Raw genomic sequence first — 16,768 nt, forward strand, 5'->3', positions numbered from 1 at the left:
GATTCGGGACGATCAGCGCGCCCGGTCGGCGCTGATTCAGGGCGCCCGGTCGGCGCGGGGCTCAGCGCACGCGGTCGACGACCGGCACGAGCCCCGTGAGGTCGGCGCGCGAGCCGGATGCGTGGATGCGCCCGGCATCCCGAGCCTGTTGCCACGACGCGTCGCCGACGGCGAGCGCGAGCCACGTCTCCGCATCGGTCTCGACGACGTTCGGCGGCGTGCCGCGGGTGTGGCGGGGCCCCTCGACGCACTGCACGGCGCCGAACGGCGGCACGCGCACCTCGACGGTGTGCCCGGGGGCGATCTCGGCGAGCAGCTGCAGGGTGTACCGCACGGCGAGGGCGAGCGTGTTCCGGTCGATGGATGCCGTGGGGCGCTGCGCCCCGGCATCCACACCGCCGGCCGGCGCCGTATCCGCGCCCGCGCGCGCCCACGCGCGCACGGCGTCGCGCCCCTCCACGTCCGCGATCCTCGCCCGAGCCATGCCCTCATCCTTCCATCGGTCGGTCTCGAACAGTGCGCCCGCGCCCGCGGGAGGGTGTGCGCGCCCGGTAGCCTGAGGGCGTGAGAATCCTCGTGCTCGGCTCCGGCGCCCGGGAGCATGCCATCGTCCTCGCCCTGCTCGCCGAGGGGGCCGGCCACGAGATCATCGTCGCCCCCGGCAATGCCGGTATCGCGGCATCCACTGCGGGCCCCGATGCGGACCCCGCGTCCGGCACCGTCACGACCGTCGCGCTCGACGCGAACGACCCCGTGATCGTCGCCGACTTCGCGACCGACGAGAACGTGCAGCTCGTCGTCGTCGGCCCCGAGGCGCCCCTCGTCGCCGGCGTCGCCGACGCCGTCCGCACCCGCGGCATCGCCGTCTTCGGGCCCGGCCGCGAGGCCGCCCGCCTCGAGGGGTCGAAGTCGTTCGCGAAGCAGATCATGGAAGAAGCCGGCGTTCCGACGGGCGGTGCACGCCTGGCCGCGACCCTGGACGACGTCGCCGCGACCCTCGACGAATACGGCGCCCCGTACGTCGTGAAGGCCGACGGGCTCGCCGCCGGCAAGGGCGTGCTCGTCACCGACGACCGCGACGCGGCGCTCGCCCACGCCGCCCAGTATCTGCAGCTCGGGCCGGTGCTGATCGAGGAGTTCCTGTCGGGGCCCGAGGTGTCGCTGTTCTTCCTCTCCGACGGCACGAACGTGCTGCCGCTGTCGCCCGCGCAGGACTACAAGCGCCTCCTCGACGGCGACGAAGGCCCGAACACGGGCGGCATGGGCGCGTACTCGCCGCTGCCGTGGCTCGCCGAACGCTTCGGCAGCGAGCAGGCCTTCGTCGACGAGGTCACCGAGACGATCGCACTGCCCACCGTGCGGCGCCTCGCCGTAGCGCAGACGCCGTTCATCGGCCTGCTGTACGCCGGCCTCATCCTCACCGAACGCGGCATCCGCGTCATCGAGTTCAACGCCCGCTTCGGCGACCCCGAAACGCAGGTCGTGCTTGCGCGCCTGGCGACGCCGCTGTCGGGGCTGCTGCTCGCGGCATCCACCGGCGGCCTCGGCGGGCGGCCCGCGCCCGTCTTCCGCGACCAAGTCGCGATCACCGTCGTGCTCGCGAGCGAGGGCTACCCGGCAGCGCCCGAAACGGGCCGTGCGCTGACGGGGCTGGAGGCCGCGGCATCCACTCCCGGCGTGCACCTCGACCATGCCGCGACCGCCGCCGCCCCGGACGGCGGCCTCGTCGCGACCGGCGGCCGGGTGCTGAGCGTCGTCGCCACCGGAGCCGACTTCATCGAGGCCCGCACGCGCGCCTACGAGGCGATCGATCGCATCGGGCTGGACGGCGGGCAGTTCCGCACCGATATCGCCGCGCGCGTCGCGGACTGACCGTTCGTTCGAAAGGGGATCGCATGAGCCAGCAGCTGGTGGATGCCGGATGGCGCCACGTGTATTCGGGGAAGGTGCGCGACCTCTACGTGCCGCAGCGCGTGCTCGACGCCGACGAGACCTGGAGCGGCAACCCGCTCGAACTCTCCCCCGTCGTCCTCGTCATCGCAAGCGACCGCGTCAGCGCCTTCGACCATGTGCTCGAGCCCGCGATCCCCGGCAAGGGGGAACTGCTCACCCGGCTCAGCCGCTGGTGGTTCGAGCAGCTGCCCGAGGTGCCGAACCACCTCGCCTACGCCGAAGACGACCGCCTCGACGTGCCGCCGATCCCCGAGGAGATCGCCGGGCGGGCGATGCTCTGCCGCACCCTCGACATGTTCCCGATCGAATGCGTCGTGCGCGGCTACCTCGCCGGCTCCGGCTACCGCGAATACCTCGAGACCGGCGCGATCGGCGGCCTGCCGCTGCCCGCCGGCCTCACCGAGGGCGACCGTCTGCCCGAACCGATCTACACCCCCGCCTGGAAGGCGCCCGCCGGCGGCCACGACGTCAACATCGACTATGCCCGCACCGTCGAACTCGTCGGAGAAACCGTCGCCGAACAACTCCGCGGCATCTCGCTCGAGATCTTCCGGCACGCCTCCGAGGTCGCCGAATCGCGCGGCATCATCCTCGCCGACACCAAGTTCGAATTCGGCGCCGACCGCGCCACCGGCATCGTCACCCTCGCCGACGAGGTGCTCACCAGCGACTCCAGCCGGTACTGGGATGCGGAGGCCTACGTCGCCGCGCCGAGCCCCGAACTCCGGCTCGCGAGCTTCGACAAGCAGATCGTGCGCAACTGGCTCGCCGCCAACTGGGACGAAGGCACCGGCACTCCCCCGCCGACGCTGCCCCACGAGATTGTCGAGCAGACCGTGGAGCGCTACCGCGCGCTCGTGGACCGGCTGACGGGGGTGTAGGGGGGGGGCACCCTCGCGCGTTTCGCGCGGACCCGTTCGCACGCGTGCCGTTCGTGCGCGCGGCGTTGGTGCGCGCGCCATCCGTGTGCGCGCCGTTCGCGCGCGGGCCCGTCTGCGCGCCGCCTGCACATCCGGCTCCGCAGGAGTGCCGATCTCCCGCCGGAGTGCCGGGATCCGGGTACTCCCGCGGGAGATCGGCACTCCTAGCCCGTCGCGGACGGGAGATCGGCACTCCTGCGGGAATCCGGTGCTCCCGGTGCGCGCGGCCGGCGCGAAGGAAGTCGGTTCTCCCGCTGGAGGGCGTGGATCCGCCGCCTCCAACGGGAGAGTCGACCTCCAACGTGGATGCAGCGCGGGCGCGGGGTTGCGCAGCGCGCGGCGAGCGCGGGGCGCGGAGCCGGCGAGTGGATGCCCGGGGCTGTCAGCCGGCGAGCTGCGGCGGCGCGGCGGCCTCGTCGAGGTCGCGCAGCGCGGTCGTGAGCGCGTCTGCCCCGTCGTCGCCGAAGAGGTCTTCGGGGTCGCCGGATCCGCGTTCGCGGAACGGCGCTGAATACAGCAGTTCCACGTCGACACGGCCGTCTTTGGCGAGGTGGTCGACGACGAGGTCGAGGTAGCCGATCTGCCGGGCATTGAACGGCAGGGAGGCGGCGAGGTAGTCCTCGAGGAATGAGCGGGCGGCGGCACCGTCGAGGCCGACGATCGAGCGGATGAGGCGGCCGAGCCCGCCGGCGAGACCGGCTTGGGCATCCACTTCGTCGGCCGAGAACCCGCCGATGTCGATGAGGATGCGTTCGAGTTCGGCGAGGTCGGTATCGGTGAGCTGCCGGCCGCTGCGCACCTTGAAGAGGGTCGTGCTCTCGTATTCGGCGAGGAACGCGCGCACCTTGTCGGCGAACCTCGCCTGGTCGACGCCCGGCTGGCGCAGCGTGAGCTCGGCGTCGGCGATTTCGATCGTGTCGGCGAAGTCGGCGTAGACGGGTTTCTGGCGGGCGGCCGGCACGAGCCGCACGAGGCTGCGCAGGCGCGTGCGGGCCAGTTCGAGCAGCGGCACCGTGACGTCCTGCCACCACTCGGGCGAGGCGACGGCTTCGATGAGTTCGCCCTGCGCCGCGACGAGCGGGATCGCCCGTTGCTGCCCCATGGCCTGCGCGAGAGCTCGGACGCGGTCGCGGATCGCATCGGGCACCGCGCCGCCTTCGGCGACTGCGATCTGCGCCCGCAGCAGCAGCGCATCGAACCGTTTGGCCTGCTCGTCGGTGTCTTCGGCGAGGGCGGCCGAGGGCAACGAGGCGAGTTCAAGGGCGTCGCGGAGCGGGCCTGCGCCGGGCTGCCAGGCGGCGGCATCGACGAACCGCTCGATCGCGCGCAGGTGGGGGCGGGCGAGCACGTTCCGCGGGTGGATGCCGGCGACGATGCGATGCAGGTGCTCGACCACGGACTGGCGCACTTCGAGGTCGGCGCTCGCGGCATCCACACCCGAAGCACCGGCGTCGAGCGCTTCGACGAGGCGCACACGAGCGGTGAACAGGCGCTCCTGCAACGAGGCGCTCGTGCCCGGTTCGAGCCTGCCGAGGTCCTGGTTGAAGAAGGCGATGTTGCCGCCGACGTCGAAGACGGCGAAGTCCTCCTTGTCGCGGCCCGGCCCGTAGAGGTCGGGTCGCAGGCGGGTGCCCCGGCCGAGCATCTGCCAGAACTTCGTCTTCGAGAACACCGATTTGAAGAAGACGAGGTTGACGACTTCGGGCACGTCGATGCCGGTGTCGAGCATGTCGACCGAGATCGCGATGTGCGGCGCTTCGTCGGGGCGCGAGAACTGGTCGATGAGGCGGTCGGCCTGCTCGGTGCGGTGCGTGATGACGCGCGCGAAGGTGCCGCGGTATTCGGGGTAGTTCTCGTCGAAGCGCTGCTGGATGTATCGGGCGTGCGCCTCGTTCCGGGCGAAGACGATCGTCTTGCCGAGTCGGTCCCCGCCGGCGACGGTGCGACCCTGCGTCATGAGGGTGGAGAGCACTCCGTCGACCGTGCTCTCGTTGAACAGCCAGGCGTTGAAGGCACCGGCATCCACCGCATCGGGCACGTCGCCGTCGTCGCCCCAGTCGGTGAGGTCCCAGAGCTCGCGTTCCTCGGCGGAACGTTCGTCGTAGCGGATACCGCGGTGCAGGAACTCGCTGGCGATCTCGGTGGCGGCCGGCGGCATGAGGTAGCCCTGCTCGATGGCCTTCTCGAGCTCGTACGCGTACGTCGGCACGCCGTCTTCGAGGCGGAAGAGGTGGTAGGTGTTGCGGTCGACCTCGTCGACGGGGGTCGCGGTGAGGCCGATGAGCAGGGCGTCGAAGTATCCGAAGATCGCCCCGTACTTGCGGTAGACGGAGCGGTGCGCCTCGTCGACGATGACGAGATCGAACGCGCCGGGCCCGAGACGCCCCGCGGCCTCGCCATCGCCCGTGCCGCGATCGATGAGGTTCAGCATCGTCGGGTACGTCGAGACGACGATGCGCCCGTCGGCGGCGTCGCCGGTTCCGTCGAGCAGGGTCGCGACCGGGGTGTCGGGCAGCTGCGCCCTGAAAGCTGCGGCGGCCTGCCGCACGAGCGCACGGCGGTCGGCGAGGAAGAGCACGCGTTTGACCCAGCCGGCCTGCTGCAGGAGTTCGACGAGCGCGATCGCGGTGCGCGTCTTGCCGCTGCCGGTCGCCATGACGACCAGCGCGCGGCGTTCGCCCTGTTCGAGTGCTTCGGTGACGGCGCGGATCGCTTCGTGCTGGTAGGGCCGGCCGGCGATGTCGTCGTCGATGGGGATGGACGCCAACTTCTTGCGTGACGCCCGGCGCTGCACGAGCAGCTCGAGCTCGTCCCGGGTGCGGAGGCCCTGCACCTGGCGGGGCGGGGCATCGAGGTCGTCCCACATCCACGTCTCGTAGCCGTTGGAGGTGTAGATGACGGGGCGCTGCCCGAAGCGCGCCTCGAGGGCATCCGCATACCGCCGGGCCTGCTCCTGCCCGACGCGGGCGTCGAGCCTCGTGCGCTTCGCTTCGACGAGTCCGAGCGGGCGGCCGTCGTCGCCCCAGAGCACGTAGTCGACACGGCCGGCCCGGCCGTCGTCGAAGGTGACGGGGTATTCGGCGACGTCGGTTCCGTGCGGGTCCCACCCGGCCTCGCGGAGCAGCACGTCGACGTAGAGGCTGCGAGTGGATGCCTCGTCGAGGTCGTGCGGGATGGGTTCGGCCTCGTTGCGTTCGGCCGCCTGCGTGCGTTCGGCGCGGAGCGCTTCGAGTTCGGCGAGGAGCTCCGCATTGGCGGCGCGGGTCTCGGCGAGCTCGCGGTCCTTCTCCTCGTTCGCCGCCTGCGCGGCGGCGAGTTCGGCTCGGGTCTTCTGGATGAGCCCGGGCTTCGGTTTCGGCACGAGGGCGGCATCGAAGCGGATGCCGGCGGGCGGGCGGTTCGCGGGGTCGACGGCGTATCGGCTCGCGATGAAGACGAGGACGTGCCAGAGCTCGCGGACGATGCGCAGCGCTTCGTCGGGCGTGAAGCGCACGGTCTTGTGCACGGCGTCGTTGCCGCGCTTGCGGATCAGGTTGAGCTTGACGAAGACGGCCTCACCCACGAGAGCCTTGAACCCGGGCTCGTGGATGAGGGCGACGAAGTCGTTCTTGTACGGCCAGCTGAGCGCTCCGTCGGCGCGGTACATCCAGGTGACGGCGAGTTCCGCGGTGCGACGCGCGTAGAAGAGCGCTCCGCGAGGGTCGCCGGCGCAGTAGTGCTCGGCACGGCGCGCCTCGGCGGCGATATCGGGCCACTCAGCGGCGAAGAACTGGAAGTTGCTCATCTCACCGCTCACGGTAGCGGGTGGGTGGCCCGACGTCAGTCCTGACTCATTTCGACGGTCATAGTGACGCCCATCGCGGTCAGCTCGTACGACAGTACGCCGTCGGCGTATGCGAATTCCTTCGTGTCGTCCCCGGATGCGAGCAATGCACTGGACATCTGTTCGGTGTCGCCCTCGGACGTCCAGGAGTACGTATCGGCAGCTTCACCGGGGGCCGCATAGCTTCCGGCCCAGTAGAGCGCGGCCGACGAGTCTGCCTCGTTCACCCAGTTGACGGTGATGGTGTCGCCATCGATGATCGCGGCCTGGTAGCTGTCGGCGCTCTCCGAGTTCATCTGCGTCCACTGTCCCGAGAGGTCGAGCGGTTCCTGCTGTTCGGCTGCGACGGAGCCCTGTGCGCTGCCACCGGCGGTGTCTGCGGCGGACGAGCACGAGGTCAGCGTCAGCAGCGAAGCGGCGACGAGGACGAGGGCGGTTTTCGTGGTGAGAGGCAATGCGGCGCTTTCGGGTTTGAGGGGCTCTGTCAGACGTTCGAGGATTCTCGAGATGCTTCGACGGTAGCTCCGGGATCCCCGCATCCCGGCGTTGCTCCCCCGATCTGGGGTGGCCGAACCCGCAGAGCTCAACGCTCCAGAGTCGCGCTCCTTCCTGGTTCGCGTCAGGCTTCGGGAGGGGTGAATTCCAGCCGGTGCCGAAGCGCCTGTCCCCATGCGTAGTCGAGGGTCAGCCGCTGGGCTCGCCCGAGGACGATGCTGGGTGCGATACCGAGTTCGGCGGCCAGGGACTCGATGGCGGACACGTCGCGAGTACGTGGCAGCCTGTCTTCATAGCCGGTGGGGATGAGGGTTTCGGCCGCGAATCGATCGGCTTCGGCTTCGGCTTCGGTCTCACCGTCGACTCCGGCCCCGGCGCCGGCCACGAAGAGGGAGCGTTCACTGTGCAGGAGCACATGCCCGAGCTCGTGGAACAGGGTGAACCAGAGCTGGTCATCGGTCTTCCAGAGCAATGACAGCTGGATGACCGGGCGCCCGTCGACCCACCGTGTGGCGCCGTGGAGGCCGAGCCCGGGAACCGCGGGCACGAGCCGGAGGACGACCCCCACGGATTCCAGCGCTTCGATCGCCTGCTCGATGGCCACGTCCGGGTTCTCGCGCGTCATGCTACGAAGACGCGGCAGCAGTTCCGTGAGTCCCTGACGATCGAAGCTCGGGATGTCACGGAGCCCGTCGAGCTGTCGCTCGGCGAGTACGAGCCAGGTCGCGAGGGCCTCGGCCTTCTCGCGGCCGACCGCCGAGCGTCGATAGGCGACGTTTCCGCGGCTCCAGCTCGTCTCGAACGCCTCGAGACTCGCGACCCGGAGGAACTCGAGGAGCTGTCGAACTGTCGAAGCATGATCCCGCGCCGGCGCATCGATCAAGCGCCACTTCCGCAGATAGCCGAGGGGGAAGGCCTTCGCCGCTTCGTACTGCGCTTCGAGGTCTTTGGTCGTCGCCTCGCGCGCGAGTGCGTCGCGATACCCGGACTCGTAGAGGTTCCAGATTCGCGCGGGCACGCCCGTGACGCGTTCGAGCGCGAGCGCGAGAGCGTGCGAGAGCGGAGCCTTGCCGCTCAGGAGTTCGCTCACGTGCTTGGGCGTGACGCCGAGTCGGCGAGACAGCTCAGCAGCATTGATGCCTGCATCGTCCATCCACTCTGCGATGAACTCGCCGGTCGGTACGGCGTAGTCGAGTGTTGCAGCCACGGTTCTCTCCTCTCCTGCTCTCGCTGGGGTGCTCAGTGATAGTCGACGATCTCTATGATCTCCACCGTGACGACGGCCCGGTCGACAGGCCGCACGATCAATCGCCAATTCCGGGTGAGGCGGGCCGACCATTGCCCGGAGCGATCTCCGTGCAGCTCCTCCCACCTTCCGGTGCCGAGGAGCAGATCGGCCGGTTCATCGACGTAGCTCAGCTCCGCAAGGCGCCGCTTGAGTGCGCGTGCGACATCCGCCCTGAACCTGGCCTGCATCCTCCGCGGATCGGTGCAGACTCTCTCGAGGTCTCGCGTCGCGAACTCAAGCTGCATGGAAGTATGTTACCTATATCGTAACAGATCATGCGAACCGCGAAGAGTTCCCCGCTCGGTCGTTCGCGACGGAGGCCGGACGCATGTCTTGCGCTTCACGATGCGCTCACAGCTGTCCGGCGAATGCCCGATGCTGCAAAGAGGCGAAGAGGGAGTCGAGAGCGGATGCCCTTCGCTCTCCGTCTATGCGACGCTCTGCCACAGACAATGCCAGTTCGGCGAATCGCTTCTGCTCGTCGAACGCCGGACATGGAATCTCAAGAGACTCAACGAGTTGCTGGTTAATCTTGAACGTGCCGTTCGTGGTTTTGGCTCCGGCTTCGATCTGACGGCGCACTGATGGACGGTTCCAGGCGAACGCGGCGTATTCCGGCAGGACCTTCTGCTCGTCGAAGGTCACTCCGATCACCGTGTCGGGGAAAGCGACACTCGGCGCAGACGTACCGACGAGTTGCCCCCTGCCGACGAGATTGCGGTTACCGTTCCCTCGCGTCACAAGCAGGTCGCGTGCAGCGACCGTCCTGTTCATGTCGTGCTGCGCTGCGAACATCGCCGTCTTCCGTTGTGAGGGATCGAAGCGGACGCCCGAGATCGCACTGAGTGTCAGGACCTCGCCGGGAATCAATCCATTGGATGCCGGAGAAATGCCGTTCCGAAGCGGTTTCGCTACGAGTTCGCTAACTCTCCGCGCCGCCACAGCTCGCGCAGGAGTCTCGAATCGCCTTTCAAACTCGGCCGAAAGCAACTCGTCAAGCGTCGCGGCCCACATTGCAGAGGTTCGCCGGAGGGCGTCGGCCTCGTCGAGGATGGCGGCGATGCGACGCTGCTCGGGGAGGGGCGGGAGGGGAATTCGAGCCTGCCAAGAGCTTCAAGCGTGATCGACTTTCGCCGTTCCGCAGTGCCACGTCCGAGTGCTGCGTATCGTGCTAACGCGAAGGGCGACTTCAGCATGCGCAAGAGAAAAGCGGGCTCCACAAGAGACTCGTTGACAGCGAAAACCGTATACATCGGGCTGATGAGCGCACGTTCAGGTGCCCGTCCGATCGATCCTTCGTCGAGGTGAATCGTCGCGTACGCGAAGTCACCGGGCTCGACGAGTTTGTACCTAGAGAGATCTTCGCTAAAAACACGCTTCGTGAAGTACGCATCACTCCGGACGAATCCGCGGTGCTTTGTCACCGAGTACACGGGAGCCGATCGCTCGCCTGCACGACTCCCTGCCGGCTTGATCAGGTCGCTAAGGCGGGTCACGCCGCGCCCCGCAGCTTCGCGCGGAGCCCGCGCAGCCCCTCGGCGATCTCGAGTTCGAGCGCATCCAGTTCGTCGAGGATCTCCTCGGGGCTGCGGTGCTCGACCTCTTCGTGCTCGATCTCCCTGTAGCGGTTGATCGACAGGTCGTAGCCGTTCGCCTCGATCTCGGACTTCGGCACGGTGAAGCTCTGCGCGGTGCGGGGGCGGTCGAGCTCCGGAGAAGCGGGTTTCGACAGGCTCAACCAGCGGGTCAGCGCGTCGGGCAGGTCGTTCGCCTCGATCGCGGTGCGCTTGTCGTCGAGGGTGAACCCGTCGGCGCGCACATCGTAGAACCACACCTCGTCGGTGCCGCCGCTCGAAGTCTTCGTGAACAGCAGGATCGCCGTCGAAACCCCCGTATACGGTTTGAACACTCCGCTCGGCAGCTTCACGACTCCGTCGAGTTTGTGATCCTCGACGAGGATGCGCCGAAGCTCCTTGTGCGCCTTGCTCGACCCGAAGAGCACCCCGTCCGGCACGATCACCGCAGCGCGCCCGCCGTTCTGCAGCAGCTGCAGCATCCGCGCCAGGAACAGCAGCTCCGTCTTCTTCGTCTTCACGACCCTGAGCAGCTCGTTCGCCGTCGTCTCGTAGTCGAGGCTGCCGGCGAACGGCGGGTTCGCGAGCACGAGCGTGTAGTCCCCGCCCCCGAGATGGCCCTCGGCGAGCGCGTCGGCTCGTTCCATCGTCGGGTTCTCGACCCCGTGCAGCAGCAGGTTCATGCTCGCGATGCGTGCCATCGAGGCATCCGAGTCGAAACCGGTGAACGCCGCCGTGTCGAAATGACGGCGCAACCCGGCATCCACCTGGATCTCGGGGTGGTGCTCGCGCAGGTACTCGCCCGCCGCGACCAGGAAGCCCGCCGTGCCGGCCGCGGGATCCACGATGCGATCCTCGGGCGTCGGCCGCATGAGCTCCACCATGAACCTGATGATGTGCCGGCTCGTGCGGAACTGCCCGTTGGTGCCGCTCGTGGCGAGCTTGCCGAGCATGTACTCGTAGATGTCGCCCTTCGTATCCCGATCCTCCATCGGGATGTCGTGCAGCAGATCCACCACCTTCGCCAGCAGCGCCGGCGTCGGAATCGTGAACCGCACGTCCTTCATGTTGCGCGCGTAACTCGAACCCTCGGCGCCCAGCCGCCGCAGATACGGGAACACGTGCTCGCCGACGATCTCGTACATCTCCTGCGGCGACCGGTTCGTGAACTCGCGCCAGCGATAGTCGTTGTAGGGCCGGCCGCGCTCATCCACCCCGTCGGGGAACACCGGCTGACCGACCGCGATGCCCCGGCCCATCGCGCGCAGCTGGCTCGTGTAGACCTCATCGAGCCGGCGAACGAACAGCAGGTACGTGATCTGCTCGATCACCTCGACCGGGTTCGCGATGCCACCCGACCAGAACGCGTTCCACACCCGATCGACCTGCGGGCGCAGCTCACTCGCGACCATCCGAATCCTCTCCACGGCGCACGCCCCGCCGACCGAGGCCGGGCCCGTCAGAGCCTACCCGCGACCCTCCGACGTGGATGCCCCGAGCGCCGCCCCCCGAACACGGCATCCCATTTGTGGGACTCGCACGGCGGGCCGCTTCGGCGAGAACCTGATCGGCTGCTGCATCCACCGCAGCCGAACCGAAAGGAACCCGCATGGAGCCCGTCACCGAACCCGGCACCGAACCCGTCATCGATGCCGAATCGGCCGAGAACGAACCCGTCGGCGCGCCCGACTCCGCACCCGCCGCCGAACCGGCAGCAGGCGGCGAAGCCGGGCAGGAGGCCGAGGCGGAGGCCGAGCCCGAGCCCGAGTCCGAGCCCGAGCCCGAGACCGAGACCGAGGCGCGCGCCGACAGCGAACCCGCCCCGGTATCGAAGCCGCGTCGCATCAGCCGCAGCCTGCTCGTCGCCGTCGCCATCGCGGTCGTCGGCTGGGGCGCATTCGGCATCGCCGTCGCCGCCGCCTCGCGCTCGGCAGACGAGGCCGCCGAGACCGCGGAGGCCCGCGACGAACTCGCCGGCGATCTCGAGAAAGCACACGAAACGCTCACCCGAACCGAGTCCGACCTCGACGCCATGCGCAGTTCGCGAGACTCCTACAAGGAGCGCGTCGACGACCTCGGCGAGCGCGAGGCGGCCGTCGCCGAGCAGGAGAGCGCCCTCGCCGAACGCGAGAAGAAGGTCTCGGCCGCCGAGCAGCACAAGCAGGAGACGACGCTGCAAGCGGGCCACGCCTACACCGTCGGCACGACGATGGAAGCCGGAACGTATCAGGCCGAGGTCACGGGCGATCGGTGCTACTGGTCGATCACCGCGACCGGCAGCAACTACTCCGACATCATCGAGAACGACCTCGGCAAGATGGGCACGCTGCAGGTGACCGTCTCGGACGGGCAGGATTTCTCGTCGAATCGCTGCGGCGCCTGGACGAAGATCGGGTAGCCGTCGCTCGCTATTCGGCGGTGGCGCCCGCCCGCCCGGCGGTGTGCGCGAGCAGCCGCTCGGTCGCGGTGGCCTGCCGCTCGGCGGCGATCGCGGTGCGTTCCGCAGCCGCGGCCATGCGGCGCAGCGCGGCGATGACGCTGATCGCGGCGAGCACGACGGCGACGACCAGGGCGAGCCCGAGGTAGTTCATGGCGCCACGCTAGCTGTGCTCGGCGCGCACCGCGAGGGGCGATTCGGCGCCCGCAGCGCGCCCCCTCGGGCGTTCGCCGGCGCCGGCGGCGCGACCGGCTTCGCAGGAGTGCCCCGCGGAATGCCGGATGCCCCACAGGCGTTGGATACCTGCATGAGCATCGACACGAACGCGGCGGGGGCCCAGGGCATCCACCCCGGGCAGAACGCGGCGGCGGACCTCCTCGCGGCCGACACCGGCATGGGCGCGGTGACGCTTCGCGTCGCCGATCTGGACCGCATGATCGCGTACTACCGCGACGGCGTGACGCTCGATCTCATCGCGCACGACGGGCCGGTCGCGGTGCTCGGCCGCGGCGGCGTGCCGGCGGTCATCCTGCAGCATGCGCCCGAGCTGCGGCTGGCGAGCCCGGGCGCGGCGGGACTGTTCCACACGGCGATCGTGTTCGACACCCGCGAGGGGTTGGCGGCGGCGATCGCGTCGGTCGCGCATCGATACCCGGGCACGTTCACGGGCAGCGCCGACCATCTCGTGAGCGAGGCCTTCTACTTCACCGATCCCGAGGGCAACGGGGTCGAGCTGTACTTCGACCGCGAGCGTTCCTCGTGGAGCTGGGTGCACGGCCGCGTCGAGATGGCGACCCTGTACCTCGACCCGAACGCGTACCTGTCCGAGCACTTGAGCGAGGCGGCGATCGCGCGCGTGGTCGCGGGCGGTTCCGCAGTGGATGCCCCGGCGCACCGAACCCCCGCGGGCACCGCCCCAACGGGCACCGCCGACCCGGCGCATCCCGCCCCGCCCGGCACCGCGGCCCCGGCGGCCCCCGCCGACGCCCGCGTCGGCCATGTGCACCTGTCGGTCGGCGACACGGCATCCGCCCGCGAGTTCTACGTGAACCGCCTCGGGTTCGAGGTCACGACCGAGATGCCGGGGCAGGCGCTGTTCGTGTCGGCCGGCGGCTACCACCACCACATGGCGATGAACGTGTGGAACAGCCGCGGCGCGGGGCGCCGGCAGCCGACCCTCGGCCTCGGCAAGGTCGAGATCGTCGTGCCGGGTGCGGATGACCTGGGCGCCCTCGCCGAGCGCATGGCGCACCACGGTGTGCGCGGCCGCGACGACGGCCGCACGCTCGCCTTCGACGACCCGTGGGCGAACCTCGTCGAGGTGCGCGCGGCGTAGGCGGGTTGCGGAACCCGGCGCGCTGCGGCCCGGCCCGAACGCCGCCCGCGAGCCCCGTTGTGAGGAAGAGCAGAATCCCGGTACTCTTCGCACAGGAGCCTGAGGGGGAAAGGCGGAACCAACATGCACGCATGGATGCGAGCGCGGCGGGCGGGGGCGATCGTCGGAGGCAGCGCGATCGCCCTCGGGCTCGTGCTGGCGGGCGCCGGACCTGCCGCGTACGCCGACGATGCCGACCAGACGATAGACCTCGGGGTGGGATTCGCCCCGTTGGGTCTCACGCTCACGGACGACGCATCGCTGCTGTTCAGCTCCGACTTCCTGGGCGACGGGTACACCGTGAACCTGCTGGAGGATCCGGTCGCGGTCTCGTCGCCGGTCGGCACGAGCATGGGCGTTTCGACGGGGGCGGAGACCGCAGACGGCCGACCCGTCTATGTCACCCGAACCGGATCCATCGAGGGGTACACCCTCCGAGACGGCGTATTCACCAGCGACTGGGCGATCCCCGAAGGCGGACAGTGGCGCCTGAACGCCCTGTCCCCCGACGGGACGACGCTGATCGTCGGCGACTACGCCAACAACACCGCGACAGCCGGCCACATCAAGGCGATCGACGCCGAAACGGGCACGATCCTCTGGGAGTCCGACGGTCTGTCGCTCGGGGGGAGCGCGATCGCCGTGGGCCTCCAGTCGGGCGTGATCGTCGGCGATGTGCTGTACATGAGCGTCTACGGTGCCATCGACGGATCCGGGGCCTTGATCGCCGCCGTCGACATCGCCGATGGCACCGTCATCACCACCTATCCGATACCTCGCCCGGTCAGCGTCGCCCTCGCTCCCGACGGTTCGACCCTGTATGCCTCCGGTGCGAACCAGATCATCCGGATCGACACGCTGAGCGGTGAGACGCAGAACCTGCCGGGTGCGGAACGGGCCGGACAACTGGCGATCACCGCCGATGGCGACCGCCTGCTCGTCGGATCGCAGTCGAACGGCCCGGCATTCTCCGTCTTGGATGCGCACACCGGCGAGGAGCTCGGCCAGATCGAAGTAGCGAGCGGATACTTCCCGTCCGCCATGACCGTCGCCCAAGACGGATCCGCTGCGTATGTCGGATACATCCAGAGCGCAGGATTCGTCGCCGTCGACCGATTCCTCCGGCCCGTCGTCGAGCCGGCTGTGCCGGCCGAGACCGAGGCGCCGGTCGGCGAGCCCCTCACCCTGACGAGCGACGTCGCGGGCGCAGCCTTCGAAACCATGCAGTGGCAGCGAATGGATCCGGGCGGGACCTGGACGGACATCCCGGGGGCGAGCGGAACCTCGCTCGAGGTCGAAGTCGAGGACGGCCCCGTCCAGTACCGCCTCGTCGCCAGGTCCCTGATCTTCGGCGACGTCGCCGGTGACCCGGCGCTCGTCGGCCCGCTGCAGCCGACCCCGACGCCGACGCCCACTCCGACGCCCACTCCGACGCCCGCTCCGACGCCGGGGCCGACGCCGTGCCCGACTCCGCCGACTCCGTCTCCTGGGCCGGCCCCGACCGACTGTCCGCAGCCGGTGCTTGCCGAGACCGGCGTGGACGGCGCATCCGCCGGCGGCGGGGTCGCCGCACTCCTGGCCGGCGTTGCGCTACTGGGTCTGGCGATGCGACGGCGCCGCGCCGCATAGACGCGACCGTGGATGTCGGCGCTTTCGAGGAGGCGGGCGTTCCGGCCCGCGCGGCGCGCCCCGGCATCCACACCCCGCCCGAGGCGCCGCCCCACTAGCCTGAGGAAGGTGGAGCAACGAGACGACGCCCCGAACACTCGCGCGATCGAGGAGAGCGTCGTCACCGACTTCAGCGAGCGGATGAGCTACGGCGGGTATCTGGATCTGCCGACGCTGCTGTCGGCGCAGCGCCCGATCAGCGATCCGCCGCACCACGACGAACTGCTGTTCATCGTGCAGCATCAGACGACGGAGCTGTGGCTGAAGCTCGTCCTGCACGAGCTGGAGTCGGCGCGCGACCTGCTGCGCGGCGATGAGCTCGCGCAGGCGTTGAAGCGCATCGCGCGCGTCAAGCACATCCAGCGCACCCTGACCGAGCAGTGGTCGGTGCTCGCGACGCTCACGCCGACGGAGTACCTGCAGTTCCGCGGCTTCCTCGGCAATGCGAGCGGATTCCAGTCGGCGCAGTACCGGGCGGTGGAGTTCATGCTGGGCAACAAGCATCGCAAGATGCTCGGCGTGTTCGAGCACGACCCGGCATCCACGGCGATGCTCACCGAGGCGCTCGAGTCGCCGAGCCTGTACGACGAGTTCCTGCGGATGCTCGCGCGCGCCGGCTACCCGATCCCTGTTGAGGTGCTGGATCGCGACGTCACCGAGGCGTGGACGTACCGGCCCGAGCTCGTGCCCGTGTTCGCGTCGATCTACGCCGACCCGGAGCATCATTGGGCGGCGTACGAGACGTGCGAGGAGCTCGTCGACCTCGAGGAGAACTTCCAGCTGTGGCGGTTCCGGCATCTGAAGACGGTCGAGCGCATCATCGGCCACAAGCCCGGCACGGGCGGTTCGAGCGGCGCCCCGTTCCTGGAACGCGCGCTGAAGCTCACCTTCTTCCCGGAGCTGTACGCCGTCCGCACCGAGATCCCGGAGCCGCGATGACCCTCGACCTCGGCCCGGCCGCCCGGCCCGCGCGCCGTTCGCTCTCCGGCGAGCGCCCGGGCGAGACGGGCACGCGGCTGCCGCCCCTCATCGACCATCACGTGCATCTGCAGCTCGCCGATCCGCATGCGCCGGCGGCGGCCGGCATCGCCGGCGTCGTCGACTTCGGCGCGAATCCGGCGGTCGTCGCGCGGCTCGCGCGCGAGCTGGGTTCGCCTCGCGTCGTGTACGCGGGGGCGTTCCTGGCGGCGGTCGGCGGGTACCCGGGCGGGCGGGCATGGCTGCCCGAGGGGCGT

At 69.6% G+C, this 16,768-nt stretch carries 14 protein-coding genes; 6 read left to right on the forward strand and 8 right to left on the reverse strand.

Translation table 11 applies throughout. The features are described 5' to 3' along the window. Positions 1 to 61: 61 nt before the first annotated feature. Positions 62 to 484, reverse strand: a complete 423-nt coding sequence (locus G127AT_RS06270) for a sterol carrier family protein (RefSeq protein ID WP_210901140.1) — start codon at positions 482 to 484, stop codon at positions 62 to 64. An 80-nt stretch (positions 485 to 564) separates the two neighbouring features. Between G127AT_RS06270 and purD the strand changes: the two genes are divergently transcribed. Continuing rightward, complete coding sequence (purD, locus tag G127AT_RS06275; protein ID WP_210901142.1) at positions 565 to 1,872, forward strand: phosphoribosylamine--glycine ligase; 1,308 nt, start codon at positions 565 to 567, stop codon at positions 1,870 to 1,872. Between the two features lie 23 nt (positions 1,873 to 1,895). Continuing rightward, positions 1,896 to 2,834: a phosphoribosylaminoimidazolesuccinocarboxamide synthase gene (locus G127AT_RS06280; RefSeq protein ID WP_210901144.1), complete on the forward strand. Its 939-nt coding sequence runs from the start codon at positions 1,896 to 1,898 to the stop codon at positions 2,832 to 2,834. A gap of 421 nt (positions 2,835 to 3,255) precedes the next feature. Here the strand turns inward: G127AT_RS06280 and G127AT_RS06285 are convergent, their stop codons facing one another. The 6 genes from G127AT_RS06285 to G127AT_RS06310 form a co-directional block, all read right to left on the reverse strand. Next, complete coding sequence (locus tag G127AT_RS06285; RefSeq protein ID WP_210901146.1) at positions 3,256 to 6,657, reverse strand: DEAD/DEAH box helicase family protein; 3,402 nt, start codon at positions 6,655 to 6,657, stop codon at positions 3,256 to 3,258. Positions 6,658 to 6,692: 35 nt separating this feature from the next. After that, positions 6,693 to 7,151: a hypothetical protein gene (locus tag G127AT_RS06290; RefSeq protein WP_210901147.1), complete on the reverse strand. Its 459-nt coding sequence runs from the start codon at positions 7,149 to 7,151 to the stop codon at positions 6,693 to 6,695. A 164-nt stretch (positions 7,152 to 7,315) separates the two neighbouring features. Then, positions 7,316 to 8,398, reverse strand: a complete 1,083-nt coding sequence (locus G127AT_RS06295) for an ImmA/IrrE family metallo-endopeptidase (protein WP_210901149.1) — start codon at positions 8,396 to 8,398, stop codon at positions 7,316 to 7,318. Between the two features lie 32 nt (positions 8,399 to 8,430). Further along, on the reverse strand, positions 8,431 to 8,724 hold the full coding sequence (locus G127AT_RS06300) for a type II toxin-antitoxin system RelE/ParE family toxin (RefSeq protein ID WP_210901151.1): 294 nt from the start codon (positions 8,722 to 8,724) through the stop codon (positions 8,431 to 8,433). Positions 8,725 to 8,830: 106 nt separating this feature from the next. After that, positions 8,831 to 9,493: a restriction endonuclease subunit S domain-containing protein gene (locus tag G127AT_RS06305; protein ID WP_210901153.1), complete on the reverse strand. Its 663-nt coding sequence runs from the start codon at positions 9,491 to 9,493 to the stop codon at positions 8,831 to 8,833. 478 nt (positions 9,494 to 9,971) lie between these two features. Further along, complete coding sequence (locus G127AT_RS06310) at positions 9,972 to 11,465, reverse strand: type I restriction-modification system subunit M (protein WP_210901155.1); 1,494 nt, start codon at positions 11,463 to 11,465, stop codon at positions 9,972 to 9,974. A 197-nt stretch (positions 11,466 to 11,662) separates the two neighbouring features. On the opposite strand from G127AT_RS06310, the gene G127AT_RS06315 reads away from it, so the two are divergent. After that, the gene (locus tag G127AT_RS06315) at positions 11,663 to 12,451 is read left to right on the forward strand and encodes an Rv1352/Rv1906c domain-containing protein (RefSeq protein WP_210901157.1); all 789 of its coding nucleotides are present in this window, start codon (positions 11,663 to 11,665) and stop codon (positions 12,449 to 12,451) included. 10 nt (positions 12,452 to 12,461) lie between these two features. Here G127AT_RS06315 and G127AT_RS06320 read toward each other — a convergent pair whose 3' ends face one another. Beyond that, entirely contained in the window at positions 12,462 to 12,644 is a 183-nt protein-coding gene (locus G127AT_RS06320; protein WP_210901159.1) for a hypothetical protein, read from the reverse strand. Between the two features lie 240 nt (positions 12,645 to 12,884). On the opposite strand from G127AT_RS06320, the gene G127AT_RS06325 reads away from it, so the two are divergent. The 3 genes from G127AT_RS06325 to kynA all read left to right on the forward strand — a co-directional run bounded on the left by G127AT_RS06325 (position 12,885) and on the right by kynA (position 16,472). Continuing rightward, on the forward strand, positions 12,885 to 13,826 hold the full coding sequence (locus tag G127AT_RS06325) for a VOC family protein (RefSeq protein ID WP_210901872.1): 942 nt from the start codon (positions 12,885 to 12,887) through the stop codon (positions 13,824 to 13,826). A gap of 123 nt (positions 13,827 to 13,949) precedes the next feature. Further along, the gene (locus G127AT_RS06330; protein WP_210901161.1) at positions 13,950 to 15,494 is read left to right on the forward strand and encodes a YncE family protein; all 1,545 of its coding nucleotides are present in this window, start codon (positions 13,950 to 13,952) and stop codon (positions 15,492 to 15,494) included. A 108-nt stretch (positions 15,495 to 15,602) separates the two neighbouring features. After that, complete coding sequence (kynA, locus tag G127AT_RS06335; RefSeq protein WP_244857772.1) at positions 15,603 to 16,472, forward strand: tryptophan 2,3-dioxygenase; 870 nt, start codon at positions 15,603 to 15,605, stop codon at positions 16,470 to 16,472. Positions 16,473 to 16,768: the final 296 nt, after the last annotated feature.

It is taken from the genome of Agromyces archimandritae (assembly GCF_018024495.1).
Taxonomy (GTDB): Bacteria; Actinomycetota; Actinomycetes; order Actinomycetales; family Microbacteriaceae; genus Agromyces; species Agromyces archimandritae.